Origin of the sequence: Sodalis sp. RH19, assembly GCF_047324215.1 — a bacterium.
Classification (GTDB): Bacteria; Pseudomonadota; Gammaproteobacteria; order Enterobacterales; family Enterobacteriaceae; genus Acerihabitans.
In genome coordinates this window covers 3,231,628-3,257,344 of sequence record NZ_CP178734.1, presented here as the reverse complement: position 1 = coordinate 3,257,344, position 25,717 = coordinate 3,231,628, and the positions used below count along the sequence as shown (strand labels likewise).

The following is a 25,717-nucleotide window of genomic DNA, read 5'->3' as shown; positions in this document are numbered from 1 at the left end:
CCATGGCCGACTTCATCCGACCGCTACTGAAACTGCCGCAGGGCGCCGACAAACTGCTGCTGCATTCCTGCTGCGCGCCCTGCTCGGGGGAAGTGATGGAAGCGCTTAGCGCTTCCGGTATCGACTACACCCTCTTTTTTTACAATCCCAATATCCATCCCCAGCGTGAATACCTGATCCGCAAGGAAGAAAATATCCGCTTTGCCGACCAGCACCAGGTGCCCTTCATCGATGCCGATTATGATACCGACAACTGGTTCGCCCGGGCGAAGGGTATGGAGCGGGAACCGGAGCGCGGGATCCGCTGCACCATGTGTTTTGATATGCGTTTTGAACGCACCGCGCTGTATGCCTATGAACAGGGTTTTAGCGTCATCTCCAGTTCGCTGGGCATTTCCCGCTGGAAGAATATGCAGCAGATCAATAACTGCGGCCAGCGCGCCGCCAGCCACTACCCCGGCATGCGCTATTGGGATTACAACTGGCGCAAGCAGGGCGGGGCGGCGCGCATGATCGATATCAGCAAGCGCGAGCAGTTTTACCAGCAGGAGTACTGCGGGTGCATTTATTCGCTGCGCGACAGTAACCGGCACCGCAAATCGCAGGGGCGCGATATTATCCGTATTGGCGTCAACTATTATCATTACCAAACGCCTGAGAGCGAATCAGGGGAGGAATAGCCGCCCGCCATACCGCCGGCGCGCGCCGGCGAATAATATTATTATTTTTTTTGGTTGCCGTTCCAGGGTTAAATTTACCATAGAGTAAAATGTGTTAATTAAAGGATCGTTATTGCCCATGGCGTTTAATAATTGCCTATTTTTCGCAACCGATAAACAGCAATATTGCCCTGCTTGCCACCGCCGTAACATGTAATTATGCCGTTCATACCCCAAGGCATGCATTTCATTCCTTATTAACGGTATCTCATGCCGCATTTAGACCGTCTCGTTAACCGCGCCTTTATAGTAAAGCCAGTTAACCCGTTTTACGGGCATCGATTCTAAAAGAATTGTTAATGCGAGGCAGAATATGAATACGCAATATGCGACCCACCTGCGGTGGCTTACATTGTTCGGGACCATTATGACCCAGTTCGCCCTGGGGTCGGTTTATACCTGGAGCCTGTTCAACGGTCCGTTGGCCGATAAGCTGCATCAGCCTGTCAGCCAGGTGGCGTTTGCGTTCGGACTGCTCAGCCTGGCGCTGGCGCTGGCGTCGTCGGTGGCCGGCAGGTTTCAGGACCGCTTTGGCGTGCGTAACGTTACGCTGGGCGCTGGTGTTTTGCTGGGCGCGGGGTTTTGCCTGACCGCGTATGCCGGCAACCTGACGATGTTGTGGCTTTCCGCCGGTCTGCTGGTGGGGTTTGCCGACGGCATCGGTTATCTGATGACGTTATCCAATTGCGTAAAATGGTTTCCGGAGCGCAAAGGGGTGATTTCCGCCTGCGCCATCGGCGCTTATGGTTTGGGCAGCCTGGGATTTAAATATATCAACAGCCGCCTGCTGGCCCAATACAGCCTGGAAACCACCTTTATGCTTTGGGGACTGATTGCCATGTTGCTGGTCATCGCCGGCGCCTTATTAATGAAGGATGCGCCGCAACAAAGCGTGAACAAGACCCGGGCAACACGCGATTTTTCCCTGGCGCAGTGCGTACGCATCCCGCAATACTGGTTATTGGCCCTGATGTTTTTAACCGCCTGCATGAGCGGGCTGTATGTGATCGGCGTGGCGAAAGATATTGGCGAGAATCTGGTGCATTTAACCCCGGCGGTTGCGGCCAATGCCGTGACGATTATCGCAGCGGCCAACCTGGGCGGACGCCTGGTGCTCGGCGTGCTGTCGGACCGGATGTCGCGTATGCGGGTCGTCTCGCTGGCGCAGGGAATTTCACTGCTCGGCATGGCGCTGTTATTGTTTGTGCATCTCAGCCCGGTCTTGTTTTTTATGGCGATTGCCTGCGTGGCCTTCAGCTTCGGCGGCACCATTACGGTATACCCGTCGCTGGTCAGTGATTTCTTCGGCCTGAACAATCTGACCAAAAACTATGGCGTGATTTACCTGGGCTTCGGCATCGGCAGTATTATCGGCTCAATCGTGGCCTCGCTGTTCGGGGGATTTATCGTCACCTTCCAACTGATCCTGGTGCTGCTGGTTATTTCGCTTATCATCTCCTTAACCTTGCATCAGCCCGGTGAAAAAATACGCTTACGGCTGAATGAAGTAACGGGTAAATAACTATATCCGGAATAATTATCTATTATCTGTAAGCCGACAGTCCGCCTGGCACGGTCTGTCGGCTTTTTTTGAAAGTATTCTTAATCAAATTACGTTTTAATCCTTTTTCATTATTACCGGCGCGTGAACAAATAATAAGAATGATTATCCTCAACCGCCTTGCTGGAAATAAAGGTTACAGGATAATTCCCATTCCCTTTATAGGCAAAGGAAGGATTAACCATGATGAAAGAACCCGCCGCCGGTGGAGGCATCTTGGCCGGCATGGCGCGGCAAAACGGTGGCGGTGATATCGGCGCCCTGGGCCGGGCGCTGAAAAAAATCATTGCCTGGCTGCGCGATCTCTTCAATAGCGACTAGCCGGCGGCGCTGCGCTTACCCGCTTCATCATCTCCCTTCGCCGGACTTCACAGCCGGCGTTTAGCTGCTAGGCTTAATCATAGCACTCCAGACTGTATGGTCTTTAACAAGAAGGAGCCTATCGTGGCCTATCAAGAAGTGATGTCGTTAACCGCATTGCCGGAATTGGCACCCAAAAAAATCAGCCTGGGCGATACCGATATTCTGTTGATAAAAAAAGGAGATCGGGTTTTCGCCCTCGAAGCCACCTGTCCCCATTCCGGCGCTCCGCTGGAAAAAGGCGCGCTTTGCGAAGGCAAGATTATATGCCCCTGGCATAAGTCGGTATTCACCATTGAGGAAGGCGCGCTGTGCGAACCTCCCTCCCTGCGCGATTTAAAGCGTTATCCGGTCAAGATTGAACAGGGCAAGCTCTGGGTCGACCCGCAGGCGGAACCGGGCGCGGGGCCGCTGGATAAGGTGACGACCCAGGATGCGCTGGTGGTCCTGGGCGTCGGCGCCGGCGGTAGCGCCGCCATTAAGGCGCTGCGCGAAAAGGGTTATCACGGTCGCCTGGTGGTTATCGAACGTGAAAAACAGGCGCCTTACGATCGCACCACCTTGTCCAAATTTGTTCCGCAGGGAGATATGGATATCGACGAGGTGCCGTCGCTCCTGGACGATGATTTTTATCAACAGCAAAAAATCGAGCGTATTAACGGCAACGTCGAAAAACTGAGCGCCGCCAAGCATCAGCTGCGGCTGGAAGACGGCACGATGATTCCTTATCGCCAGCTGTTGCTGGCCACCGGCGGCATCCCGCAGCGCCCCGATTTGCCCGGCAAGGCGCTGTTCGGCATCCAGGTCCTGCGAAGCTGGGAGCAGGCCGCCGTGCTGGTAGACACCGTCGAGAAGGAAAAACGCCTGGTGATTATCGGCAACAGCTTTATCGGCATGGAAGTCGCCGCGGCGTTCCGTAAGCAGGATGTGGATGTGACGGTGATAGCCGAGCATCCGCTGCCGTTCGAGAAACAGTTCGGCAAAGAGCTGGCGAGTTTCTTCCGGCGGCGTCACGAGCAGAAAGGCGTGAAATTTGTCGAAGGCCTGCCCGCGGAGTTTACCGGCGAGCGTCAGGTGGAGGCGGTAGTGTTGAAAGACGGTACGCGCATCGAGGCCGATTTGGTGCTACTGGCCACCGGTGTGGCGCCGGCGACCGGGTTTATTGACGATCTGCCGCTGAATAAAGACGGTAGCCTTAATGTGGACGCCTCCATGTCGGCGGGCCAGGATATTTTTGCCATCGGCGATATCGCCACGTTTCCGCTTAACGGCAAACCCACGCGCATTGAACATTGGCGTGTGGCCCAGCAGCATGGCCGCGTGGCCGCAAGCGTGATGGCGGGTCAGGATGAGATCTATGATTCCGTACCGTTTTTCTGGACCCAGCATTATGGCGTGCGCTATGAGTATCTTGGCCATGCCGGGAAATGGGATACCATCGACATGACCGGCTCGCCCGATAACGATGATTTTGTGGCGCTGTATGCCCTCAACGATGAACTGGTGGCGGTGGTCGGCACCGGTCGTATGCGCACCACGGGTACCTTGCTTATCAAAATGAGGGAGAAACTGACGCTGCAGCAGGCGAAACGCATCGTGGCGGAAGTGGTGGAGCCGGAAAGCTAACCGAGGCCGCCGGCCCGGGCGTGCCCGTCTGGGAGGGCCTTCCTGAAAAACTGTCCGTTGCGCGGGCGCGATCGCCGGTCTTTTTTTGCCGGTTCCGGCCGACGTAAGGGACAATCCTGTAATTAATATGGTATGTAATAAGCTGGCATGCGGCGGCCGTGGGGCGTCGCATGCCCGGCCCGCGACTTTTCGCCCAAAGGCCGTTCGCCGGTTAGTGCGCGTGCGAAGTCAATGCTATGATGCGCAGCTGGACTGAAAAAGTCGTTGGATAAAAGGATATGCGGTTAATGACACAGCCCATTTATTTGGTTGGCGCTAGGGGATGCGGTAAAACCACGGTTGGCCTCGCGCTGGCCGGGGTGTTGGGATTTGAGTTTATGGATACCGACCAGCTGTTGCTGAGCACCACCGGCCGCAGCGTGGCGCAGATCGTCAAAAGCGAGGGCTGGGCGGGATTCAGGGCAAGGGAAAGCGCTATCCTGCGCGCGATTGCCGGCGGGCGCAAAGTGATCGCCACCGGCGGCGGCATTGTGCTGGCGGAGGCCAATCGCCGGTTTATGCGGGCGAACGGCACGGTCATTTACCTCCATGCCCGGCCTGAGGTCCTGGCGCGGCGCCTGGAGGCGTTTCCCGAGGAAGACCAGCGGCCAAGCCTGACCGGGCGGCCGATTGCCGAGGAGATCGCTGAAATCCTGCTGGCCCGGGAAGCGTTATACCAGGATGCGGCCCACCATGTGCTGGATGCGTCCTCTTCCCCGGAAGCCGTGGTGTCGGCGATATTGCAGCAGCTCCACCCCTGCGCCGCCGGATAACGCGGCGCCATGCGCAACCCCGGGGATTGACCTATACTTACCCGACCAAATCATAAAATAAGGAAGTGATTATGGCGAGTAAACCCCCTTATCCCCGCGAAGCCCATATCGTTAAAAAAGAGAAGGGGCCGCCGGGTAAAACCAAGACGGTGTTTGAGCTGCGGGCCGATCATCCCAAGCCCGACACGCTTATCAGCGAGCATGATTCCGAACACGAGGCGCTGGACGCGAAAGAGCGCTACCAGGGCGAAGACAAGACCTGAATTCCCTGCCAGCCGGATCGGATCAATTTTCTCGGTCCGGCTAATTATCTTCCCCTAAGACGGTTATTTTCTTTTTTCTCGCCGGTGAATCCGCCGCGCTTATCCGCGGGTATTTTTTTGCACGCCGGCCGGCATTTCCCGGTAATAAGGCGTGACAAATCAACGATCGTGCTTTTACTATGAAGTACTGAAAATATTATCGAAAGGAATGGATCTATGCTGAATGTAAATGAGTATTTTGCCGGGAAGGTAAAGTCCATTGGTTTTGATTCCGCCAGCATCGGCCGCGCCAGCGTGGGGGTGATGGAAACCGGCGAATACACATTCACCACGGCACAGCCCGAGGAAATGACCGTCATTAACGGCGCGTTGCGGGCATTGTTACCGGGCTCCCACGATTGGCAGGTCTTTATGCCCGGCGAAAAATTCTTTGTTCCGGCGCAAAGTGAATTTATTGTCCAGGTGGCGGAAGCCAGCGCGTATTTATGTAAATATATGAGCAAATAATGGGGCAAAACCGCGGGCAGGCTATGGTTTGCCCCGCAATGCCGGCAAACCGGCGCATAAGTCGCCGGGCAGGGAGAGCGGAAAGCATAACGCGTCATGGACTCATCCGCCGGTAGCGTAGTGGTCCTGGTCCAAGGCCACAGGCGTTGGACCGCACAATGGCGCGCACGGATGGGCGCCATCGCTGCGCGTCCGGGCGCGGCCCCGCTAAAAACGGCACGGCTTCACGGTGTTGTTACCCGTCTGATCCTGGCCTCGTCACTCCCGCCAGCAACCTTTTTCAGCGCTGGGCTTCGCCGCCCAGGGCAACGGTCAATTCTTCAATAAGCGTCGCCAGTTCGCCGGTCATCAGGATAAAATCCGCGTCAAAACGCTGGGCGAAATCCTCGCGATCGATATCATCGTTCTGTTCGCGTAAGGTATCGGAAAACTTAAGGCGCTTGATTGTGGCGTCGTCGGCCAGGATAAACTGCACCCGTTCCCGCCAGTCCAGCGCCAGCTTGGTCACCACCTTGCCGGCCTCGATATGGGCGGCAATTTCGTCGCTGGCCAAATCCTGCTTTTTACAGCGAATGATGCCGCCGTCCTCCAGCAGCGCCTTGAGTTCGGCCTCGTCCTGCACCAGGAATCCGGCCGGCGGTTCACCGCCGCGCACCCACTGCGTCAGGGTCAGCTCAATGGGGTTTTCCAGGGTCAGGGGCACCACCGGCAGCGAGCCGAGGGATTTACGCAACAGCGCCAGGGCATCCTCGGCTTTCTTGGCGCTGGCGGCGTCGACAATCACCAGGCCTTTGACGGTGTCCAGCCAGATGAACGTCTGGCTAAAGCGGCTGAACGCGCGCGGCATCAGGCTGAATAACACCTCATCCTTTAGCGCGTCTTTTTCCGTTTTGCGCAGCTTACGGCTTTGCTCGGTTTCCAGCTTATCGATCTTGCCGTTCAGCTCTTGCTTGACCACGGAAGACGGCAGGATTTTTTCTTCTTTGCGCACGCAAATCAATATCTGGTCATTAACGGCATGGGTTAACGCGTCGCTTTTGTCGCCCAGCGGAGATACCCAACCCGACTTGGCCATATCCTGGCTGCCGCAGGGGGTAAATGATGAGGCCGCCAACTGTTTTTCCATCTCTTGCGCCGACAGCGTAATATCGCGGTTCAGGCGGTAAATCATGATATTTTTAAACCAAAACATAAAGTGAGATCCCTGATCCGGCACGTCGGTAAGCGTGCGGGTTAATCAAACGCAGCGCGCATGATAGCGCATCCCGGCGCTAAAATCGGCAAAAATCAACCTGGCCGCGGCGTCTACAGAATGTCCGCCAGGGCGGCGGCAAGATACTCCACCCAGGCCCGGACCTTGCCGGGAATAAAGCGCGCGGCGGGATACACCGCATGTACCGCCATCGGCGGAAAATAATAGTCGGGCAATACGCGTACGAGGGTTTTGGCGGTTAACTGCCGGCGGATCAGCGGTAACTGGACGCCGCCTATCCCGAGTCCCGCTTCTATGGCCTGGATAAGCGTAAAGGTATTATTGGCCAGGAACACCGGCCGGACGGTCAACATCTCCGCGCCCCTGGGGCCCAGCAGGGTGAGTCCGGCGCCGTCGCCACGGCCGCTGTAGCGAATGTAAGGACGATCGGCTAATTCCGCCAGGGTTTGCGGCGCGCCCTGCCTGGCAAGATAGCCGGGCGCCGCGGCCAGGACGCGCTGCAGGGTGCCGAGCCTGCGCGCCACCGTGCCGGCGGTGCGCAGTTCCCCGAGACGTAGCGCGACATCAATTCCCTCGCTGATCACATCCGCCACCCGATCGTCCAGCAGCAGTTCGATAACGATATCCGGATGGCGCTGCTGAAAATCAAGCGCCAGCCGGGCGATATACTGCTGGCCGAGGCCCGTCGGCGCATGGATGCGCAAATGACCCTCCAGCCTCTGGTTCAGCCCCCGCAGCGTCTCTTCCGTTTCATTTACCGCCGCCAGGATCTGCCTGGCCTGCAGATAATAACGGCTGCCGCTTTCCGTCAGGGTGACGGAGCGGGTAGTGCGATAGAGCAATAATGTGCCCAGCAGTTTTTCCAGGGCGGCCACCTGCTGGCTTACGGCGGGCTGCGTCAGGCCCAGATCGCGCGCTGCCGCGGACAGGCTGCCCAGCTCGGCCACGCGCGCGAAGGTATGCATCGCGGTGAGTTTATCCATGGTGTTCCGTTTATTAGTTTTACTTATAACTGATAGTGGTTGTGGTCCTATTATCACTTTTTTGCTTATCAATTATAGTGACGCATCGTCTTTTTTCAGCGGAGAAAACACATGCAAAATAATCGGATTGCCCTGGTGGTGGGCGCCAACGGCGTTATCGGCGGCCGGCTCGTCGCGGAACTGGAATCCCGGCGGTGGCAGGTTATCGGCCTGTCGCGCCGCGGCGGCCGCGACCGGCCCGGCGTCAGCTACCTGGCGGTGGATTTGCTGGACGCGCAGGCGACAGGCCGGGCGCTGCGCCCGCTGACCGGCATTACCCATATTTTCTACGCCGCCTACCAGGATGCGTCCGACTGGGCGGGACTGGTTGTTCCCAATATGATGATGCTGAAAAACGTCGTTGAGGCAATCGAGCCGGTTGCCGGGAAACTGGAGCATGTCAGCCTGATGCAGGGCTATAAAGTCTATGGCGCGCACCTGGGGCCGTTTAAGACACCGGCGCGGGAAACCGATGCGGGACATATGCCGCCGGAATTCAACGTGGCGCAACAAACCTGGCTGGAGCAACGCCAGCGCAATAAACGCTGGACCTGGTCCGCCATCCGGCCGGGGGTGGTGGGCGGTTTTTCCCTGGGCAATCCGATGAACCTGGCCATGAGCATTGCCGTCTATGCCTCCATCTGCAAGGCGCTGGGGTTGCCGCTGCGTTTTCCCGGCAAACCGGGCGCTTACCACGCGCTGATGGAAATGACCGATGCGGGGCTGCTGGCGAGGGCCACGCTCTGGGCCGCCACCGAGCCCCGGGCGGGCAACCAGGCGTTTAACATCAATAACGGCGATCTGTTCCGCTGGAGTGAGCTGTGGCCGAAAATTGCCGGCTATTTTGAATTGGATCTGGCGCCGCCATTGCCCATGCCGCTAAAGGAAGTCATGGCGGATAAAACGGAACTCTGGCGGGAATTAACCCGCCGGCACCGTTTATCCGCACCGGATTATCAGGCGGTGTCGGGCTGGCCGTTCGCCGATTTCGTGTTCTCCTGGGATTACGATATGTTTGCCGACGGCAGTAAGGCGCGCCGCTTCGGTTTTCATGATTTTGTCGACACCGAAGCGATGTTCTACGCCTTGTTCGATGAATTCCGCCGGCGCCGCGTTATTCCGGGCGCACCGCATAACGCGCCTCCAGCCTGCTGATGCCCAGGCCGTTGATCTTTTTCACTTTGATTTGCACCGGGATGCGTTCCTTCATGGCATCCACATGGCTGATGACGCCTATCATCTTGCCGGTGGCGTTAAGCGAATCGAGCGCGTCCAGGGCAATATCCAGCGTTTGGGCGTCCAGCGTGCCGAAGCCCTCGTCGAGAAACAGCGAATCAATCTGGGTTTTGTGGCTGACCAGGTCCGACAGGGCCAGCGCCAGCGCCAGGCTCACCAGAAAGCTTTCGCCGCCGGAAAGGGTGCGGGTGTCGCGCACCGCATCCGCCTGCCAGGTGTCCACCACTTCAAGCTCCAGCTCCGCCTCGGTTTTGCGCTGCAGCTGATAGCGGCCGTGCAGGCGGGACAACTGCTGGTTCGCCAGATAAATCAGGTGCTCAAGCGTCAGACCCTGGGCGAACTTACGGAACTTGTCGCCCTCTTTGGAGCCAATCAGCTCGTTGAGATAGCTCCAGTCAGCGTAGCGGCCTTCGCCCGCGCTGATTTCCGCCATCAGGCTCTGCTGATCGCGCTGGCGCTGGCGGTGGCTTGCCAGTTGCTGCTGTAGCTGGCCTTGCCGCCGCGCCAGCTCCCATAATAATGCCTTAATATCGGCCAACGTTCGCTCCACGGCGGCAGAGTCGGCAGCCTCGTCCAGGGTGGCGGGACGATCGTCATGGTGTTGCCGCAGCGCCAGCTCCGCCTGCTGCCACATCACCTCCGCGCGCTGCCGCTCTTCCTTGATTTTCTCGCGCAGCTCACGCAGCCGATCCCGCTCCTGCCCGGGCAACAGGGCCGCCTGCAGCTCGGCCAGCCCGGCGTACGGGCTGTTTGCCAGCGCCTGCCGCAGCGCCGTCGCCGCCTGCTGCGCTTGTTGTGTCAGTTCCTCAAGCCGCCGCCGCTGCGAGCGGATTTCACCGGCCAGCAGATGCAGCTTTTCCTGCGCCTGCTGTACACTCAGTTCGGACTGCCGCCGGTCCCGCTCCACTTCCCCGGCCCGTGCGCTCAGTTGGGCGTTGAGCTGCGCCACGCTGTCATCGCCGGCCAGTTTGCGGCGTTCTTCACGCGCCAGGCGCAGCGCGTTGCCGGTTGTCTGCTGCCGCTGCGCGAGGTCGGCCAACTGTTGCGCCAGTTCGGCCAGGGCTTCCCGGTGGCCGCGCAGTTCGCCTTCCAGCGCGATAAGGTCGTTTTTCAGCGTCTGTTCCCGCTCTTGCTGGTACTGCCACTGCCGCCACTCCTCCTGGCGTTCGGCCAGCCAGGCGTCAACCGCGGATTCCGCCGGCAGGGTCAGTCCCAGTTGGGCGAGAGCCTCGCTGCTTTGCGCCGCCAGTTCGTCCATCCGTTGCTGTTGTTCCTGACGGCGCTGCTGCGTTTGCCGCAGACGTTGGGTCACCGCATCCTTCTCCTGGGCATTCAGCGCCAGACGGGCGTCGAGCCGTTGCCATTCGCCATCGGCCTGGGCAAGGGCGTCGCGGGCCGCCTGCAGCCCCTGGTTGTCCTGTTCACGCGCCTCCAACTGCCGGGCCAATGCCTGCTCATGCGCGTCCTGCTCAGCCAGCCAGGCGGCGGCGTGTTCGCCGGGCGCCAGATCCAGCCCGGCGGCGGCCTGTCGCCAGGCGTCGTCCAGCAACGCCAGTTCCTCTTGCAGGCGTACCTGTTGCGCCGTCGCCTGGCGCTGCTCCTGCTGCAGCATCTCGAGACGGGTAAACGCCGCCACCACTTCGGCCTTAAGCCGCTCCACCTCCGGCAGCAGTTCCTGCCGCCGCCGATCGGTGTGTTGCGGCTGCAGGTCCTGGTATAGGGCGATGCCGGGATGCTCGGTGGCGCCGCATAGGGGGCAGGGATCCCCCGGTCGCAACGCTCCGCGCAGTTCTCCGAGCGAGACGATATGCATTTCCAGGCGATGGCGCGCGGTCATCTCGTCCAGCAGGGCGGACTTATCCGCCTCGGCGCGCCGCAGCGCCGCCAGCGCGGCGGTAATAACGTCGCAGTCGCGCCGCAGTTGATCTTCCCGCGTGCGGTTGGCCGCCAGATCGCGGCTTACACGCTCCATTTGCGGCAGCAGGGACGACATCAGGGCGCGCCGGCCGCGCTGCTGCTGGCTGTGCTGCCAGTCGGCGCGCAGCGCGGCCAACGGGAACCGGGATTCCTGCTCATCGTGCAGGCCCTGACGTTCCGCCAGCTGCGCCGTGAAGGTCATTACCCGCTGCCGGCAGGCCTGCGACGCGCTGAGTTCCTTCTGGCGCGCAATATCGAGTTGTTCAAGTTCCCGCATGATTTGCGCGTCTTGCCGGGCCAGTTCGTCGATGTCGCGCTGTTCGCGCCGGCGGCGGGCAAACAGCTCGCGCCAGAGGGGGAGCTGCCCGCCCCATTGCCGGCAGACGGCATGCTCAAGCAGATAGCGGGCGACAAGCTGCGCCTGTTGCCCGGCCTCCTGATGTTGTTGTTGTTTCAGCGCCTGCAGCGCCTGTCGTTTCCGCTGCTGTTCCGTTTGGGCTAACCGCTGTTCCTCCTGTTGCGCGGCCTGTTGTTCCAGCCCGGCGATTTTCTGGTCCAGCGGCACGAGATGGTCGTTTATCAACTGCTGTTGCGCCAACTGATGCCGGGCGTGCTGCTCCCAGCGCGAGCGGGCGGCATCCGCCTGCTCGCGCAGCGGTTGCAGCGCCTGCTGGCTTTGCAGCTCCACCGCGCAGGCGCGGGCGAGCTCCTGCTCAGCCCGTTCCAGGTCCACGGCGCTGCGTTGCCGATCGTCGAGCAGGGGGCGCAGGGATTCCGCCGGTTCGCCGCGCGCCAGTCGCGCCAGCGGCGCCTGTGCTTCCTGCGCCGCCGCCTGCGCGGCCTGGCGCTGGGCCTGTGCCTGCGCCAGGGCGCCGGTCAACTGGCGCTGCCGCTCCAGCCAGGCGTGATGCCGTTGCGACTGCGATTGTTCGGCGTTCAGCCGGGCCTGCTCCAGGCGCAGGCTATCCAGCTCGGCGTCAAGTTCCCGCAGTTGGGGTTCGCTCAATAGTTCGATGGCGGCGGCGCGCGTACGCAGTGCCTCCAGTTCCCCGCGCACCGTTTTATGGCGTTCGAAAATTTCAGCGGAAATGCGGCCGTAGATATCGGTGCCGGTCAGTTCCTCCAGCAGTTCGGCGCGATTTTTCGCATCGGCGTTTAAAAATGCGGCGAAATCCCCCTGCGCCAGCAGCACCGATTTGGTAAAACGCGCGAAATCCAGGCCGGTCAGTTCGGTGGTCAGGCGCAGCTTATCGCTGATTTTATCCGCCAGGATGGCGCCGTCGGCCAAACGCGCCAGTTCAACCCTGGCGTTTTGCAGTTTGCCCTGCGGGCTGTTTTTCGCCCGGCGCTGGCTCCAGAAGGCGCGATAGCCCACGCCCTTGACCGAAAACTCGACTTCCGCCAGCGATTCGGCGGTAAGCCGGGTCATCAATTCCTGGCCGGGCAAGGCGTCCAGGCGGGGCGTGCGGTGATACAGCGCCAGGCAGATGGCGTCAAGAATAGTGGTCTTGCCGGCGCCGGTGGGACCGGTAATGGCAAACAGGCTGGCGCGGTCGAAGGGGTCGGCGGTAAAATCAATTTTCCACTCGCCCCTGAGCGCATTGATGTTTTTCAGCCGCAGCGTCAGGATTTTCACCGGGCGTCTCCTTTGGTTGCGGCATCCGGCGCCGGCGGGTTTTCCGCCGCGGCGCCTTGCTGTATGTCCGCCGTTACCTGGCGATAGAGCAAGCGTATGGCGTCCAGGTTCTCCGGCGCGGGGGAGGGGATCAGCGCCAGGCGCCGCTCAAACACGTCCCCGGCGCTCAGTTCGACCAGCGTTTCCCGTTGCCGGCGCGCCAGTGCCGACAGCCGCTGCTCGCGGTTACGGCGCAACAGCACGATTTCCACCGGCAAATCGGCCGCCAACTGCTGGATACGCTGCTGGATATCATTCAGCCAGGCGTCTGTCACCACCTCGATATCCAGCCAGACGGGCGAGGGCCCCGGGTAATCGCTAAACGAGCGCAACTGCGCCTCGATGTCCGCCAGGTCGCCTTTTATCAGGCGCAGGGCCTGGGTCTCCGGGATCAAAACCGGGGAAATGTCCGCCACGCCCCCGGCGTCGAAACTGACTATATTGATCTGCTTGGGCTGCCCGGTTTCATCAAAACTCAAGGCGATGGGCGAACCGCAATAGCGGATATGCTGCTGTCCGCCCACGCACTGCGGGCGGTGGATATGGCCGAGGGCGATATAATCCGCCGGCGGAAACAGCTGGGCGGGAAACGCGTCCAGGCTGCCGATATAAATATCGCGTACCGAATCGGTGGTGGCGGCGCCCACCGTGGTCAGGTGTCCGGTGGCGATAATCGGCAACCGGCCGGGCAACTTGGCGCGCAGGGCCAGCGCCCGGTCATATAGCGCCTGGTAATGTGCGGCGATGGCGTCCATCAGCGCCCGCTGTTTATCATCCCCCGATTCTCCGGCGCGGCTGGTCAGCACATCCCGCGGGCGTAAAAAGGGGATGGCGCACAGTATCGCCCCCGGCTTTCCACTACGATCGTTAAGTACAAAAACCGGTTGCCCGCCGCTGTCTTCGCGGTCGCCGTCGGCGTTGTCGTCATCGTCCCGGGCGCCGAACCCGCCGCCGGCGATAACCCGGGTATGCATGCAGGCCAGCAGCGCCCGGGATTCGTTCAATGTCGCCACCGCGTCATGATTGCCCGCCAGTATGATCAGCTGGCAACCGGTCGGCTGCAACGCCACCACGAAACGGTTGAACAGTTCGCGGGCATAGCTGGGCGGGGTGCCGGTATCAAAGATATCGCCGGCCACGATCACCGCGTCGATATCCCGTTCTGCCACCTGCGCCACCAGCCATTGCAGGAAGGCGCGGTGCTCCCGGGCGCGGTTTTTGGTGAAAAACGACTGACCCAGATGCCAGTCAGAAGTGTGAATGATCCGCATGACGCTCCAGCCAGAGTGTAAAAGTCAGGGCGAGAGTATAAACCTTACCCCGGGCGATGCCGACGTAAAGCTGTTAATTTGGCAACCCGGGACGAAAAAAAACCGCCATCCGCTATGCTTCTGGCACGATGGGCTGATTTTAATAAATCTGTCATAAAAGTGACGCATAATGCCCGGGCACGTTAACCGCAGAGATTAATGGCAGGAAAAAATGGCAAAACGCATATTAGTCGTGGAAGACGAAGCGCCGATTCGTGAAATGGTGTGCTTCGTACTTGAACAGAATGGCTTCCAGCCCATCGAAGCCGAAGACTACGGCACGGCGGTCAGCCGTATGGCGGAGCCTTATCCGGATCTGGTATTGCTCGACTGGATGTTGCCAGGCGGTTCGGGAATTCAATTTATCAAACATATGAAACGCGAGGTATTGACCCGCGATATTCCGGTCATGATGCTGACCGCGCGCGGCGAGGAGGAAGACCGGGTGCGGGGGCTGGAAGTGGGCGCCGATGATTATATCACCAAACCGTTCTCGCCCAAGGAGCTGCTGGCCAGGATCAAGGCGGTGATGCGCCGTATTTCGCCGATGGCGGTGGAAGATAAGATTGAGCTGCAGGGCTTAAGCCTGGATCCGTCGTCGCACCGGGTAACCTCCAACGAACTGGCCCTGGAGATGGGACCGACCGAATTTAAACTGCTGCACTTTTTCATGACCCATCCCGAGCGGGTATATAGCCGGGAACAGTTGTTAAATCATGTCTGGGGCACTAATGTGTATGTTGAGGACCGGACGGTTGATGTGCATATTCGCCGCCTGCGCAAAGCGCTGGAAACCGGCGGTCACGATCGGATGGTGCAGACGGTCCGCGGCACCGGCTATCGTTTTTCCGCGCGCTATTAGCGCGGTATAAGGGGAGCTCTGCCGGTGCTGGAACGTTTATCCTGGCGTAAGATTTTGCTGGAACTGGGGCTGTTTTGCCTGCCGGCCCTGCTGTTGTCGCTTTTTGTCGGCCACCTGGCCTGGCTGTTGGTGGCGGCGCTGCTGGCCGCGCTGGTGCGCAACTATTATTACCAACTGCGGCTGTCCCGCTGGTTATGGGTCGATCTCCGGCATACGCCGCCGGAAGGGCGGGGAAGCTGGGAACCGCTGTTCTATGGCCTGCATCAGATGCAGTTGCGCCACCGGCGGCGGCGGCGTGAACTGGCGACATTGTTCAAACGCTTTCGCAGCGGCGCGGAAACCTTGCCTGATGCGCTGGTGATGTTGACCGACGACGGCCATATTTTCTGGTGCAACGGCCTGGCGCAGCAGCTGCTCGGGTTTCGCTGGCCGGAAGACAACGGCCAGCATATCCTTAACCTGCTGCGCTATCCCGAATTCAACAGCTATATCCAGGGCCAGTCGTTCGAGCGCCCCTTGACCCTGCTGCTCAATAAGCAACGTTACGTTGAATTCCGCGTGATGCCCTATACCGACGACCAGCTGTTAATGGTGGCCCGCGACGTGACCCAGATGCGCCAGCTGGAAGGCGCCAGGCGCAACTTTTTCGCCAATGCCAGCCATGAACTGCGTACGCCGCTGACGGTGTTGCAGGGATATCTGGAAATGATGAACGACCAGGATATGGATGAAGCCATGCGCGCCAAGGCCATCCACACTATGCAGGATCAGACGCAGCGCATGGAGCGCCTGGTCAAGCAGTTGCTGGTGTTATCCCGTATCGAGGCCGCGCCCCAGGGCGAGGTCAATGAACGCGTCGATATTCCGGCCATTCTCAAGCGCCTGCAGCAAAGCGCCGGGGCGCTCAGCCAGGAACGGCATGAGATCGTGTTCCGGGTTAATGAACAGTTGCTGGTGCGCGGCAATGAGGATCAGCTGCGCAGCGCGATGTCGAACCTGATATACAATGCGGTCATCCATACGCCGCCGGGCACCCGCATCGAGGTGTGCTGGCAGCGTACCGCTGAGGGCGCGCAGTTTCAGGTCAGCGATAACGGGCCGGGCATCGCCCCAGAGCATTTACCGCGCCTGACCGAGCGTTTTTACCGGGTTGACAAAGCCCGTTCGCGCCAGACCGGCGGCAGCGGCCTTGGGCTTGCCATCGTTAAGCACGCGCTCGGCAATCATGACGCCCATCTTGATGTTATCAGCGAGCCGGGCGCGGGTACCCGCTTCTTTTTTACCTTGCCCAACCGGTTGATTGTCCTCCCCGTCCTGGCCGAAAATAACCCCACTTCTCCTTCACGTGTCAAATCCCGATGATAAAAGCAGTAAAAACCCTGGGCTGGCTGCTCTGCCTGCTGTTGACCCTGCCGGCGGCGGCGCGGCCGCTGTCGGTGCTGTCGGGTAGCCTCACCAGCAGCGGTTCCGATACGCTGGCGAATATGATGGCCCTGTGGGCGGCGGATTTCAGGCATGACTATCCGGATGTCGGCGTGCAGATCCAGGCGGGCGGATCGGCGACGGCGGCGACGGCGCTGGCCGCGGGAACGGCGCAAATCGGGCCGATGAGCCGCATGATGAACGCGACTGAAATCGCCGCGTTCCAGCGCCATTACGGCTACCCGCCCCTGGCGGTGCCGGTGGCCTTGGATGCGCTGGTGATTATAGTCAACCAGGATAACCCCCTGCCCAGGTTGCGCCTGCGCCAGTTGGACGCCATTTTTTCCATCACCCGCAGCTGCGGCGACGCCCCTGCCGTCACCCGCTGGGGGGAGCTCGGCCTAACCGGGCGGTGGGCCGATATGGCCCTGCTGCGCTATGGCCGCAATTCCGCCTCCGGTACCTATGGCTTTTTCCGCCAGCGCGTGCTGTGCGGCGGTGACCTGCTGGCATCGGTCAATGAACTGCCCGGGTCGGCTTCGGTGGCGCAGGCGGTAAGCGCGTCGCGCAACGCCATTGGTTACGCCGGCATGGGGTTTCATACCGCCGGCGTGCGGATCCTGCCGTTAACCGACGAGGCCGGCCGCCAGGTGACGCCGGACGAGTCGGCCTTGCTTAACGGCGACTATCCGCTGGTGCGCTATCTCTATATTTATCTGAATAAGCCCCCTGATACCCCATTGGCGCCGGTCACCGCCGCCTTTATGGACCGTATTTTGTCGCCCCAGGGCCAAAGCCTCGCCCGCCAGGGCGGCTACCAGCCCTTGCCTGAACCCATAAGGCTACAGGCGCGCCGGGATATCGGGCTGCAATGAGGTGTGTCGGCAGGGTGGGCCGTCGCCCGCGGGTGATCATGAATAATGTTCAACACGGGTGAATTTTCTTCGCCATGGCGATGCGCCGCCGCGTGCTAGTATGGATGCGGGCATTATAGACGTCCGGATGTCTATATGTCACCGACGGAAACTATTGCCCACCGGGAATGTTTACATCCTGAACTATTCACTAAATCTTATTATCTTGCGGGCCTTGTCCAGGCCGGCAAAATAACGCCGGAGTTCAAACATGCAAAGAAATACGCCTCCCTTTCGCGCTGATGTGGTGGGCAGCTTATTACGCCCCGAGGCGATTAAGCAGGCCCGCAAGCAGTTGCAGCAAGGGGCCATTACTCCCGCGCAGCTGCGTGCCGTCGAGGATACCGAGATCCGCCGGGTGGTGGAACTGCAGCGCGGTCTGGGGCTGCAGGTGGTCACCGACGGCGAGTTTCGCCGCGCCTGGTGGCATTTCGATTTTTTTGAGGGGCTGGACGGGGTGGAAGGCTACGACGTCGACCAGGGTATCCAGTTTTCCGGGGTGCAGACCAAGGCGCGCAGCATTAAGGTCACCGGCAAGGTGGCGTTCCGCCAGCATCCGATGCTGGCGGATTTCCGCTATCTGCGCAGCGTGGCCGGCGATGCGGTGGCTAAAATGACCATACCCAGCCCGAGCGTGATGCATTTTCGCGGCGGGCGCGGTGCCATCGACGCCGGCGTCTACCCTGATCTGGCGGCGTATTTCGCCGATCTTGCCCAGGCCTGGCATGACGCTATCCGCGCCTTTTACGATGCCGGCTGCCGTTACCTGCAGCTTGACGATACCGTGTGGGCTTATCTGTGCTCGACGGACCAGCAGCGCCAGATCCGCGAGCGCGGCGAGGATCCGCGGCAATTGGCGCGCATTTATGCGGATGTGCTCAATCAAGCGCTGGCGGGCAAACCGGACGATCTGGTGGTTAGCCTGCATGTTTGCCGCGGCAATTTCCGCTCCACCTGGATTTCCGAGGGCGGTTATGAGCCGGTGGCGCCTATCCTGTTCGGCGAGGTCAAGGTCGACGCCTTTTTCCTGGAATATGACACCGAGCGCGCCGGCGGTTTTGAACCGCTGCGGTTTATCAAACCCGGCCGCCAGCAGGCGGTGCTGGGCCTTATCACCTCCAAAACCGGTGAATTGGAAGATCCTGAGGCGGTGCTGGCGCGCTTGCGCGAGGCCACCCGTTATATCAGCCTGGACCAGCTGTGCCTGAGCCCGCAGTGCGGCTTCGCCTCGACGGAAGAAGGCAATAGCCTGACCGAAGCCCAGCAATGGGACAAACTGCGGCTAGTGCTGGATGTTGCGGGCCGCGCCTGGTAACGCCAGCGCCCGGCTATCCCGCCCGCGGCAAAATACCGCGGGCGGGCATGGTCGCCGCGGGTTAAGGGGCGGCCCGGGGGTGCCACCGGTATCCATGCCTTTCTGTTATAGTTAAAAGCGCGTCCCTTCAACTATCTTGTAGCAGAAATTACCCAGGCTATGAAAGTATTCACTGCTTTTAGGGTATTTTTTTGGCTTATCATTCTGCTTTTATCTTCAACTATTGCCTTACCGCGCTTTAAACGTTTAAATTGCGCCGGTTATTGCATGCTTCACGCCGTTTTGCACCCTTTTAGCGCTCCGGTCCCGGCAAACAGGCCATTACGCCATGGCCCGCGAGATATCCCGCTGCTGTTGGTGATGTCATAACCGGCATGAGTCGTCATAGGTTTTACTTATTTTTCGCATCCAGACAGGCATTACATTATTCCATGAGCCAGCGTTTAAGCATCAGAGATATCCTCGCCCTGGGTTTTATGACCTTCGCCTTGTTTGTCGGCGCGGGCAATATCATTTTCCCGCCGATGGTGGGATTGCAGTCGGGCCCTTATGTCTGGTGGGCCGCGGCGGGGTTCCTGATTAGCGCGGTTGGGCTGCCGGTACTGACGGTGATTGCCCTGGCCCGGGTGGGGGGCGGCATTGACGCCCTCAGTTCCCCCATCGGCAGAAAAGCGGGACTGCTGCTGGCCGTGGTATGTTATCTGGCGGTGGGGCCGCTGTTCGCCACGCCGCGCACCGCGACGGTATCCTTCGCCGTGGGGCTGGCGCCGTTTACCGGCCAGGGGGATCTGCCGCTGTTTCTTTACAGCCTGGTCTATTTTGCGCTGGTCATCGCCATCTCGCTCTATCCCGGCCGCTTATTGGATACGGTCGGGCACATCCTGGCGCCGCTGAAAATGATTGCCCTGGCGGTCCTGGGCATCGCCGCGCTGCTGTGGCCGGCGGGCAATCCCATTCCGGCGACCGACGCTTATGCCCATATGCCGTTCTCCAACGGTTTTGTCAACGGCTACCTGACCATGGATACCCTGGGCGCCATGGTATTCGGCATCGTGATTGTCAATGCGGCCCGCTCGCGCGGCGTGAACGACGCCGCGCTGCTGACCCGCTACACCATACTGGCCGGGCTGATAGCCGGCGTCGGGCTGACGGCGGTCTATATCACGCTGTTTAAACTGGGTTCGGGCAGCAGCGTGCTGCTGCCGTCGGCGCAAAACGGCGCCGAAATCCTGCACGCCTACGTCCAGTATACCTTTGGCAATGCGGGCAGCGGCTTTCTCGCCATCCTGATTTTCGTCGCCTGCATGGTGACGGCGGTGGGGCTGACCTGCGCCTGCGCCGAGTTTTTCAGCGAACATCTGCCGCTCTCCTACCGCACGCTGGTGTTTATACTCGGTCTGTTTTCCATGCTGGTGTCCAACCTTGGGCTGAGCCATCTGATCCAATTCTCCATTCCGGTGCTGACCGCGATTTATCCGCCGTGCATCGTGCTTATCCTGCTCAGCTTCACGCTGCGCTGGTGGCGCAGCAGCACCCGGATTATCGCGCCGGCGATGCTGATAAGCCTGGTCTTCGGCTGCGTCGATGCCGTCAAGCTCTCGTCATTCCAGGTCTGGCTGCCCGCGTGGATACAGCACCTGCCGCTGTCGGCCCAAGGCCTGGCCTGGTTGCCGCCCACGCTTACCATCGGTATCCTGGTCGCGTTCTATGATAAATACGCCGCGCATCATAAGGCCACCATCCGGTTATAACCTTTGCGCGCATTATTCACCGCGGGTCGTCCCGCGGCTATTTTTGACTGAAAAAACAGGGTAAATGGGTCATGCAACAACAACCCTCCGCATTAAAACGGGGTCTTACCACCCGCCATATCCGATTTATGGCCTTAGGTTCCGCCATCGGCACCGGGCTGTTTTACGGCTCCGCCGACGCCATTAAAATGGCCGGCCCCAGCGTGCTGCTGGCGTATATGATTGGCGGCGTGGTGGCGTATATCATCATGCGCGCACTTGGCGAAATGTCGGTACACAGTCCCCATGCCGGGTCCTTCTCCCGTTACGCCCAGGATAACCTTGGCGGGCTTGCCGGCTATATTACCGGCTGGACCTACTGCTTTGAAATCCTCATCGTCGCCATCGCCGACGTCACCGCCTTCGGCATCTATATGGGCGTCTGGTTTCCGTCGGTGCCGCACTGGGTCTGGGTGCTGAGCGTGGTACTGATAATCGGCGCCATCAACCTGCTCAATGTCAAGGCCTTCGGCGAAATGGAATTCTGGTTCTCGTTCTTCAAGGTGGCCACCATCATCCTGATGATCGTGGCCGGGTTCGCCATCATTATCTGGGGGCTGGGCAACGGCGGACAGCCCACCGGTATCCACAATCTCTGGTCCAACGGCGGTTTTTTCAGCCATGGGATAATGGGCATGATCCTGTCGCTGCAAATGGTGATGTTCGCTTATGGCGGCATTGAAATTATCGGCATCACGGCGGGCGAAGCCAATGAACCGGAAAAATCGATCCCGAAGGCAATCAACTCCGTGCCCTGGCGCATCCTGGTCTTTTATGTCGGCACGCTGTTCGTCATCATGTCCATCTATCCCTGGGATCAGGTGGGCACCGAAGGCAGCCCCTTTGTGCTCACTTTCCAGAAGCTGGGGATCCATACCGCCGCCGGCATTCTGAATTTTGTGGTGCTGACCGCCTCGCTGTCGGCCATTAACAGCGACGTATTCGGCGTCGGGCGCATGCTGCACGGCATGGCCGGCCAGGGACACGCGCCCAAGATGTTCGCCCGCGTATCGCGTAACGGCATCCCCTGGGTCACGGTGCTGGTGATGATGTTCGCGCTGCTGCTGGCGGTTTACCTGAATTACATCATGCCGGAAAATATTTTCCTGGTGATCGCGTCGCTGGCCACCTTTGCCACCGTCTGGGTGTGGATCATGATCCTGTGCTCGCAAATCGGCTTTCGGCGCAGACTCGGCGCACAGCAGGCCAAGGCGCTGGCATTCCCCCTGCCGGGCGGCGCGCTGACCTCGGCGGCGGGTGTATTGTTCCTGCTGTTTATCATCGGCTTGATCGGCTATTTCCCGGTGACGCGTATTTCGTTATATGTCGGCGGGATTTGGATTGTGCTGCTGCTTGCCAGCTACGCCCTGATGCAACGCCATAAAAACCGCCGCCTGGCAACCGCCCGCTAGGCCCGCCCACACCGATCTCAACGCAGACGTGTTAAGGGAGACCGTGCCAATGGGGTCGAATCGGGCGTGGTGTTCCCGCCCGACCGAGCGCCCCATGGCACGGTATGCCCGCCCGAACGAGCGCCCCATGGCACGGTATGCCCGCCAACACCGAGCTTAAAGCAGGCGTGTTCAAGGGAGACCGTGCCGATGGGGTCGAATCGGGCGTGGTGTTCCCGCCCGACCGAGCGCCCCATGGCACGGTATGCCCGCCAACACCGAGCTTAAAGCAGTCGTGTTCAAGGGAGAGCGTGCCAATGGGGTCGAATCGGGCGTGGTGTTCCCGCCCGACCGAGCGCCCCATGGCACGGTATGCCCGCCAACACCGCGCTCAAAGCAGACGTGTTAAGGGAGACCGTGCCAATGGGGTCGAATCGGGCGTGGTATTCCCGCCCGACCGAGCGCCCCATGGCATGGTATGCCCGCCAACACCGCGCTCAACGCAGACGTGTTCAAGGGAGACCGTGCCAATGGGGTCGAATCGGGCGTGGTATTCCCGCCCGACCGAGCGCCCCATGGCATGGTATGCCCGCCAACACCGAGCTCAACGCAGACGTGTTCAAGGGAGACCGTGCCAATGGGGTCGAATCGGGCGTGGTGTTCCCGCCCGACCGAGCGCCCCATGGCACGGTATGCCCGCCAACACCGCGCTCAAAGCAGACGTGTTAAGGGAGACCGTGCCAATGGGGTCGAATCGGGCGTGGTATTCCCGCCCGACCGAGCACCCCATGGCATGGTATGCCCGCCAACACCGAGCTCAACGCAGACGTGTTCAAGGGAGACCGTGCCAATGGGGTCGAATCGGGCGTGGTGTTCCCGCCCGACCGAGCGCCCCATGGCGCGGTATGCCCGCCAACACCGCGCTCAACGCAGACGTGTTAAGGGAGACCGTGCCAATGGGGTCGAATCGGGCGTGGTGTTCCCGCCCGACCGAGCGCCCCATGGCGCGGTATGCCCGCCAACACCGAACCCAAAGCAGAGCGTGCCGATACATCAATTGTATTCAGGCATAAAAAAACCGCCGGTTATCCGACGGTATTTATCGCGCGCGCTTTAAGCGGGCAAAATCAACAGACTATTACAAACGGCTGGCATTTTCCGACAGATACTTCGCCACGCCTTCCGGTGACGCGCCCATCCCTTCCTGGCCTTTTTCCCATTGGGCCGGGCACACTTCACCATGTTCCTCATGGAACTGCAACGCGTCAACCATACGCATCATTTCATCAATGTTACGGCCAAGCGGCAAATCGTTGACCACCTGATGACGCACCACGCCCTCTTTATCGATCAGGAACGAACCGCGCAACGCAACGCCGGCTTCCGGATGTTCGATACCATAGGCCCGGATGATTTCATGCTTAACGTCGGCCACCATCGGATACTGCACTTCGCCGATGCCGCCTTCGTTCACCGGGGTTTTACGCCAGGCGTTATGAACGAACTCGGAGTCAAAGGACACGCCGATGATTTCCACGCCGCGTTTCTGGAATTCAGCATAACGCTTGTCAAAAGCGATCAGCTCGGACGGACACACGAACGTAAAATCCATCGGCCAAAAGAAGATAACGGCGGGTTTGCCTTTGATATGGCTTTTCAGATTGAAATTTTCAACGATTTCACCGCTGCCCAATACAGCTGCGGCGGTAAAGTCTGGGGCTTGACGGGTTACCAGTACCATGAGTACTCCTGTAAAAAGCGGTTAAGTGAGTTGCTAACAAAAGAAACAAAACGAGGGCCAGTATAAGGTCTCGCGCCCGGGTGTAAAAGGCCATGGCGCCAATCGGTGAGATAGCTTTGACCAATTGAAGCGCTTATAATTCAACATTTATAATACAAAATAACCCCTTCCGGTGAAAGGGCAAAATCGCTAACGATGAAGCGCAAACGAAACTTACAAACTCCCGGCTCCCCGGCCCGCCATTTGCATTAAATCCGGATATAAACGCCAGAAGCAGGCTTCCAGCGCCGTGTAATGCAGTTCGATTTCCGGAAAGATGCCGCTTAGCGCCACAAGCCTGGGGCGGCGGCTGGCCATACCGTTAAAGACCGGCGCCAGAAAACCCAGCTCGGCATAACGCTCCAGCCAGCGCTCGCGCCACAAATAGTCATTCAGCGCTTGAAAGGACTCCGGCGTCCCCGGCAGGGCGGGCTTTATTTCGCCTTCAACCCGCTGCACGAAACGCCGCAGCGACACTTCAGGCTCGACCCGCCGCCAATGACGCGCCAGGAAATGATCCCACACCACATCCAGCGCAATCGGCGCCACCCGCCGGTAATCGGGGCTGAACAACGCCTTGGCGGCCTTCACTTCGGGATGGCTATCGGTAATGACATCAATCCTGCGATGCATACGAATGCCAGCCGCCACAGGCTCCGGAAACTGGCCGTCGGGATTGCCGCGGACAAAGTCCGCCATCAGGTTGCCCAGTAATGAGCTTTGCGCCAGGGAGGCGAGATGAAGATGGGCAAGAAAATTCATGCCATGAGTATAGGTTAAAAAAGGTTGGCATCCGCTTATTTCTTGCAGGCGCCGCCGCATAGCCCTAGACTAAGCCGCCTGTTTTTTGCGTAAAGTGAACCGAAATGCGAGTGGCCGATTTCTCATTTGATCTTCCTGAAAACCTGATTGCCCATTATCCCCAGCCGGAGCGCAGCGCCTGCCGCCTGCTCTCCCTCGACGGACCGACGGGCGGGATAAGCCATGGCGTATTTACCGATCTGCTGGATAAGTTGCGCCCCGGCGATTTGCTGGTATTCAACAATACGCGGGTGATTCCGGCGCGGCTGTTCGGCCGCAAGGCCAGCGGCGGCAAGATCGAAGTGCTGGTGGAACGGGTGCTGGACGAACACCGCGTACTGGCCCATGTGCGCGCCTCCAAGGCGCCCAAGCCCGGAAGCGCGCTGCTGCTGGGCGACGATGAGAGCATCAGCGCCACCATGGTGGCCCGCCACGATACCCTGTTCGAGCTGCGTTTCAACGAAGAACGGGACGTCTTGACGCTGTTGAACGATGCCGGGCATATCCCCCTGCCGCCCTACATCGACCGCCCGGACGAAGCCGCCGATCGCGAGCTGTACCAGACGGTCTACAGCGCACGTCCCGGCGCGGTGGCGGCGCCCACCGCCGGCCTGCATTTCGATGCGCCCCTGCTGGACGCGCTGCGCGGCAAAGGCGTCGAAATGGCATTTGTCACGCTCCATATCGGTGCCGGCACCTTCCAGCCGGTGCGCGTCGCCCAGCTTGAAGAACACGTCATGCACACTGAATACGCCGAAGTGCCGCAGCAGGTGGTGGACGCGGTACTGGCCTGCAAAGCGCGCGGCAACCGGGTGGTGGCGGTGGGCACCACCTCGGTGCGATCGCTGGAAAGCGCCGCCAGGGCCGCCGGCGATGGACCCCTGGCGCCATTTTTCGGCGACACCGATATCTTTATTTACCCCGGTTACCGCTTTCGCGTTATCGACGTGCTGGTAACCAATTTTCATTTACCTGAGTCAACCCTGATTATGTTGGTATCCGCTTTCGCCGGTTACCGGCATACTATGGCGGCTTACCAGGCGGCGGTTAACGAACGCTACCGTTTCTTCAGCTATGGCGACGCCATGTTCATCACCGCCAATCCCCGGGCGGCGCAGGAAAGCATCGGGGAAGCATAACCGGCCGGGCGGGGCTATCCGCCGGGCTTTTTTTTGTCGGGACAATAGGGTGCCGGCAATGACCGCATCGGACTGTTTATCC

General features: G+C 59.9%; 21 protein-coding genes. 15 read left to right on the top strand and 6 right to left on the bottom strand.

Annotation, left to right across the window (positions count from 1 at the left end; genetic code table 11):
- The first annotated feature begins 2 nt into the window (after positions 1-2).
- From ACL2XF_RS14805 to ppnP, 7 genes are all read left to right on the top strand, one after another.
- On the top strand, positions 3-680 hold the full coding sequence (locus ACL2XF_RS14805; protein ID WP_413722237.1) for an epoxyqueuosine reductase QueH: 678 nt from the start codon (positions 3-5) through the stop codon (positions 678-680).
- Positions 681-1,032: 352 nt separating this feature from the next.
- Positions 1,033-2,241, top strand: a complete 1,209-nt coding sequence (locus ACL2XF_RS14800) for an OFA family MFS transporter (RefSeq protein ID WP_410016233.1) — start codon at positions 1,033-1,035, stop codon at positions 2,239-2,241.
- Between the two features lie 222 nt (positions 2,242-2,463).
- Positions 2,464-2,601 (top strand): hypothetical protein, encoded by a 138-nt coding sequence (locus tag ACL2XF_RS14795; RefSeq protein ID WP_413727078.1) that lies wholly within the window; start codon positions 2,464-2,466, stop codon positions 2,599-2,601.
- 123 nt (positions 2,602-2,724) lie between these two features.
- Entirely contained in the window at positions 2,725-4,266 is a 1,542-nt protein-coding gene (locus ACL2XF_RS14790) for an FAD-dependent oxidoreductase (RefSeq protein ID WP_410016231.1), read from the top strand.
- Between the two features lie 287 nt (positions 4,267-4,553).
- Positions 4,554-5,078 (top strand): shikimate kinase AroL, encoded by a 525-nt coding sequence (aroL, locus tag ACL2XF_RS14785; RefSeq protein WP_410016230.1) that lies wholly within the window; start codon positions 4,554-4,556, stop codon positions 5,076-5,078.
- Between the two features lie 71 nt (positions 5,079-5,149).
- Positions 5,150-5,341 carry a hypothetical protein gene (locus ACL2XF_RS14780; protein ID WP_413722238.1) on the top strand — a complete coding sequence of 64 codons (192 nt, stop codon included), beginning with the start codon at positions 5,150-5,152 and terminating at the stop codon, positions 5,339-5,341.
- Positions 5,342-5,557: 216 nt separating this feature from the next.
- A complete protein-coding gene (ppnP, locus tag ACL2XF_RS14775) occupies positions 5,558-5,848 on the top strand; it encodes a pyrimidine/purine nucleoside phosphorylase (protein ID WP_410016228.1) in 291 nt (96 codons plus the stop codon).
- Between the two features lie 280 nt (positions 5,849-6,128).
- Here the strand turns inward: ppnP and rdgC are convergent, their stop codons facing one another.
- Both rdgC and ACL2XF_RS14765 read right to left on the bottom strand, forming a co-directional pair.
- Entirely contained in the window at positions 6,129-7,040 is a 912-nt protein-coding gene (gene rdgC / locus ACL2XF_RS14770) for a recombination-associated protein RdgC (protein ID WP_413722239.1), read from the bottom strand.
- 113 nt (positions 7,041-7,153) lie between these two features.
- Positions 7,154-8,044 carry a LysR substrate-binding domain-containing protein gene (locus tag ACL2XF_RS14765; RefSeq protein ID WP_413727077.1) on the bottom strand — a complete coding sequence of 297 codons (891 nt, stop codon included), beginning with the start codon at positions 8,042-8,044 and terminating at the stop codon, positions 7,154-7,156.
- Between the two features lie 111 nt (positions 8,045-8,155).
- On the opposite strand from ACL2XF_RS14765, the gene ACL2XF_RS14760 reads away from it, so the two are divergent.
- Positions 8,156-9,238, top strand: a complete 1,083-nt coding sequence (locus tag ACL2XF_RS14760; protein WP_413727076.1) for an SDR family oxidoreductase — start codon at positions 8,156-8,158, stop codon at positions 9,236-9,238.
- Here ACL2XF_RS14760 and ACL2XF_RS14755 read toward each other — a convergent pair.
- A complete protein-coding gene (locus tag ACL2XF_RS14755) occupies positions 9,198-12,872 on the bottom strand; it encodes an AAA family ATPase (protein ID WP_410016224.1) in 3,675 nt (1,224 codons plus the stop codon). The two genes, ACL2XF_RS14760 and ACL2XF_RS14755, sit on opposite strands and share 41 nt — an antisense overlap.
- The gene (sbcD, locus tag ACL2XF_RS14750; RefSeq protein WP_410016223.1) at positions 12,869-14,182 is read right to left on the bottom strand and encodes an exonuclease subunit SbcD; all 1,314 of its coding nucleotides are present in this window, start codon (positions 14,180-14,182) and stop codon (positions 12,869-12,871) included. Before sbcD ends, ACL2XF_RS14755 begins: the two co-directional genes overlap by 4 nt.
- A 211-nt stretch (positions 14,183-14,393) precedes the next feature.
- Between sbcD and phoB the strand changes: the two genes are divergently transcribed.
- The 6 genes from phoB to proY all read left to right on the top strand — a co-directional run bounded on the left by phoB (position 14,394) and on the right by proY (position 21,936).
- The gene (phoB, locus tag ACL2XF_RS14745) at positions 14,394-15,083 is read left to right on the top strand and encodes a phosphate response regulator transcription factor PhoB (RefSeq protein WP_162367673.1); all 690 of its coding nucleotides are present in this window, start codon (positions 14,394-14,396) and stop codon (positions 15,081-15,083) included.
- A gap of 24 nt (positions 15,084-15,107) precedes the next feature.
- Positions 15,108-16,445, top strand: coding sequence for a phosphate regulon sensor histidine kinase PhoR (phoR, locus tag ACL2XF_RS14740; protein ID WP_410016222.1), 1,338 nt, complete (start codon positions 15,108-15,110; stop codon positions 16,443-16,445).
- Positions 16,442-17,380, top strand: a complete 939-nt coding sequence (locus tag ACL2XF_RS14735) for a PstS family phosphate ABC transporter substrate-binding protein (RefSeq protein WP_413722244.1) — start codon at positions 16,442-16,444, stop codon at positions 17,378-17,380. The genes phoR and ACL2XF_RS14735 overlap by 4 nt, the downstream gene beginning before the upstream one ends.
- Before the next feature lie 250 nt (positions 17,381-17,630).
- Positions 17,631-18,734, top strand: a complete 1,104-nt coding sequence (locus ACL2XF_RS14730) for a cobalamin-independent methionine synthase II family protein (protein ID WP_413727075.1) — start codon at positions 17,631-17,633, stop codon at positions 18,732-18,734.
- 431 nt (positions 18,735-19,165) lie between these two features.
- Positions 19,166-20,485 (top strand): branched-chain amino acid transport system II carrier protein, encoded by a 1,320-nt coding sequence (brnQ, locus tag ACL2XF_RS14725; protein WP_410016219.1) that lies wholly within the window; start codon positions 19,166-19,168, stop codon positions 20,483-20,485.
- Positions 20,486-20,556: 71 nt separating this feature from the next.
- Complete coding sequence (proY, locus tag ACL2XF_RS14720) at positions 20,557-21,936, top strand: proline-specific permease ProY (RefSeq protein WP_410016218.1); 1,380 nt, start codon at positions 20,557-20,559, stop codon at positions 21,934-21,936.
- A 1,117-nt stretch (positions 21,937-23,053) separates the two neighbouring features.
- Here proY and ACL2XF_RS14715 read toward each other — a convergent pair.
- Together ACL2XF_RS14715 and ACL2XF_RS14710 are read right to left on the bottom strand one after the other, a co-directional pair.
- A complete protein-coding gene (locus tag ACL2XF_RS14715; RefSeq protein ID WP_331122721.1) occupies positions 23,054-23,656 on the bottom strand; it encodes a peroxiredoxin C in 603 nt (200 codons plus the stop codon).
- Positions 23,657-23,869: 213 nt separating this feature from the next.
- Positions 23,870-24,457 (bottom strand): ACP phosphodiesterase, encoded by a 588-nt coding sequence (locus tag ACL2XF_RS14710; protein ID WP_410016217.1) that lies wholly within the window; start codon positions 24,455-24,457, stop codon positions 23,870-23,872.
- 104 nt (positions 24,458-24,561) lie between these two features.
- On the opposite strand from ACL2XF_RS14710, the gene queA reads away from it, so the two are divergent.
- Positions 24,562-25,635, top strand: coding sequence for a tRNA preQ1(34) S-adenosylmethionine ribosyltransferase-isomerase QueA (queA, locus tag ACL2XF_RS14705; RefSeq protein ID WP_410016216.1), 1,074 nt, complete (start codon positions 24,562-24,564; stop codon positions 25,633-25,635).
- Positions 25,636-25,717 lie beyond the last annotated feature (82 nt).

Excerpts from the sequence above, each read along its gene's own strand:
- ACL2XF_RS14805 (WP_413722237.1), top strand. The coding sequence starts at position 3 with ATGGCCGACTTCATCCGACCGCTACTGAAACTGCCGCAGGGCGCCGAC.
- ACL2XF_RS14800 (WP_410016233.1), top strand. The coding sequence starts at position 1,033 with ATGAATACGCAATATGCGACCCACCTGCGGTGGCTTACATTGTTCGGG.
- ACL2XF_RS14795 (WP_413727078.1), top strand. The coding sequence starts at position 2,464 with ATGATGAAAGAACCCGCCGCCGGTGGAGGCATCTTGGCCGGCATGGCG.
- aroL (WP_410016230.1), top strand. The coding sequence starts at position 4,554 with ATGACACAGCCCATTTATTTGGTTGGCGCTAGGGGATGCGGTAAAACC.
- ACL2XF_RS14780 (WP_413722238.1), top strand. The coding sequence starts at position 5,150 with ATGGCGAGTAAACCCCCTTATCCCCGCGAAGCCCATATCGTTAAAAAA.
- ppnP (WP_410016228.1), top strand. The coding sequence starts at position 5,558 with ATGCTGAATGTAAATGAGTATTTTGCCGGGAAGGTAAAGTCCATTGGT.
- rdgC (WP_413722239.1), bottom strand. The coding sequence starts at position 7,040 with ATGTTTTGGTTTAAAAATATCATGATTTACCGCCTGAACCGCGATATT.
- ACL2XF_RS14765 (WP_413727077.1), bottom strand. The coding sequence starts at position 8,044 with ATGGATAAACTCACCGCGATGCATACCTTCGCGCGCGTGGCCGAGCTG.
- ACL2XF_RS14760 (WP_413727076.1), top strand. The coding sequence starts at position 8,156 with ATGCAAAATAATCGGATTGCCCTGGTGGTGGGCGCCAACGGCGTTATC.
- sbcD (WP_410016223.1), bottom strand. The coding sequence starts at position 14,182 with ATGCGGATCATTCACACTTCTGACTGGCATCTGGGTCAGTCGTTTTTC.
- phoB (WP_162367673.1), top strand. The coding sequence starts at position 14,394 with ATGGCAAAACGCATATTAGTCGTGGAAGACGAAGCGCCGATTCGTGAA.
- ACL2XF_RS14735 (WP_413722244.1), top strand. The coding sequence starts at position 16,442 with ATGATAAAAGCAGTAAAAACCCTGGGCTGGCTGCTCTGCCTGCTGTTG.
- ACL2XF_RS14730 (WP_413727075.1), top strand. The coding sequence starts at position 17,631 with ATGCAAAGAAATACGCCTCCCTTTCGCGCTGATGTGGTGGGCAGCTTA.
- brnQ (WP_410016219.1), top strand. The coding sequence starts at position 19,166 with ATGAGCCAGCGTTTAAGCATCAGAGATATCCTCGCCCTGGGTTTTATG.
- proY (WP_410016218.1), top strand. The coding sequence starts at position 20,557 with ATGCAACAACAACCCTCCGCATTAAAACGGGGTCTTACCACCCGCCAT.
- ACL2XF_RS14715 (WP_331122721.1), bottom strand. The coding sequence starts at position 23,656 with ATGGTACTGGTAACCCGTCAAGCCCCAGACTTTACCGCCGCAGCTGTA.
- ACL2XF_RS14710 (WP_410016217.1), bottom strand. The coding sequence starts at position 24,457 with ATGAATTTTCTTGCCCATCTTCATCTCGCCTCCCTGGCGCAAAGCTCA.
- queA (WP_410016216.1), top strand. The coding sequence starts at position 24,562 with ATGCGAGTGGCCGATTTCTCATTTGATCTTCCTGAAAACCTGATTGCC.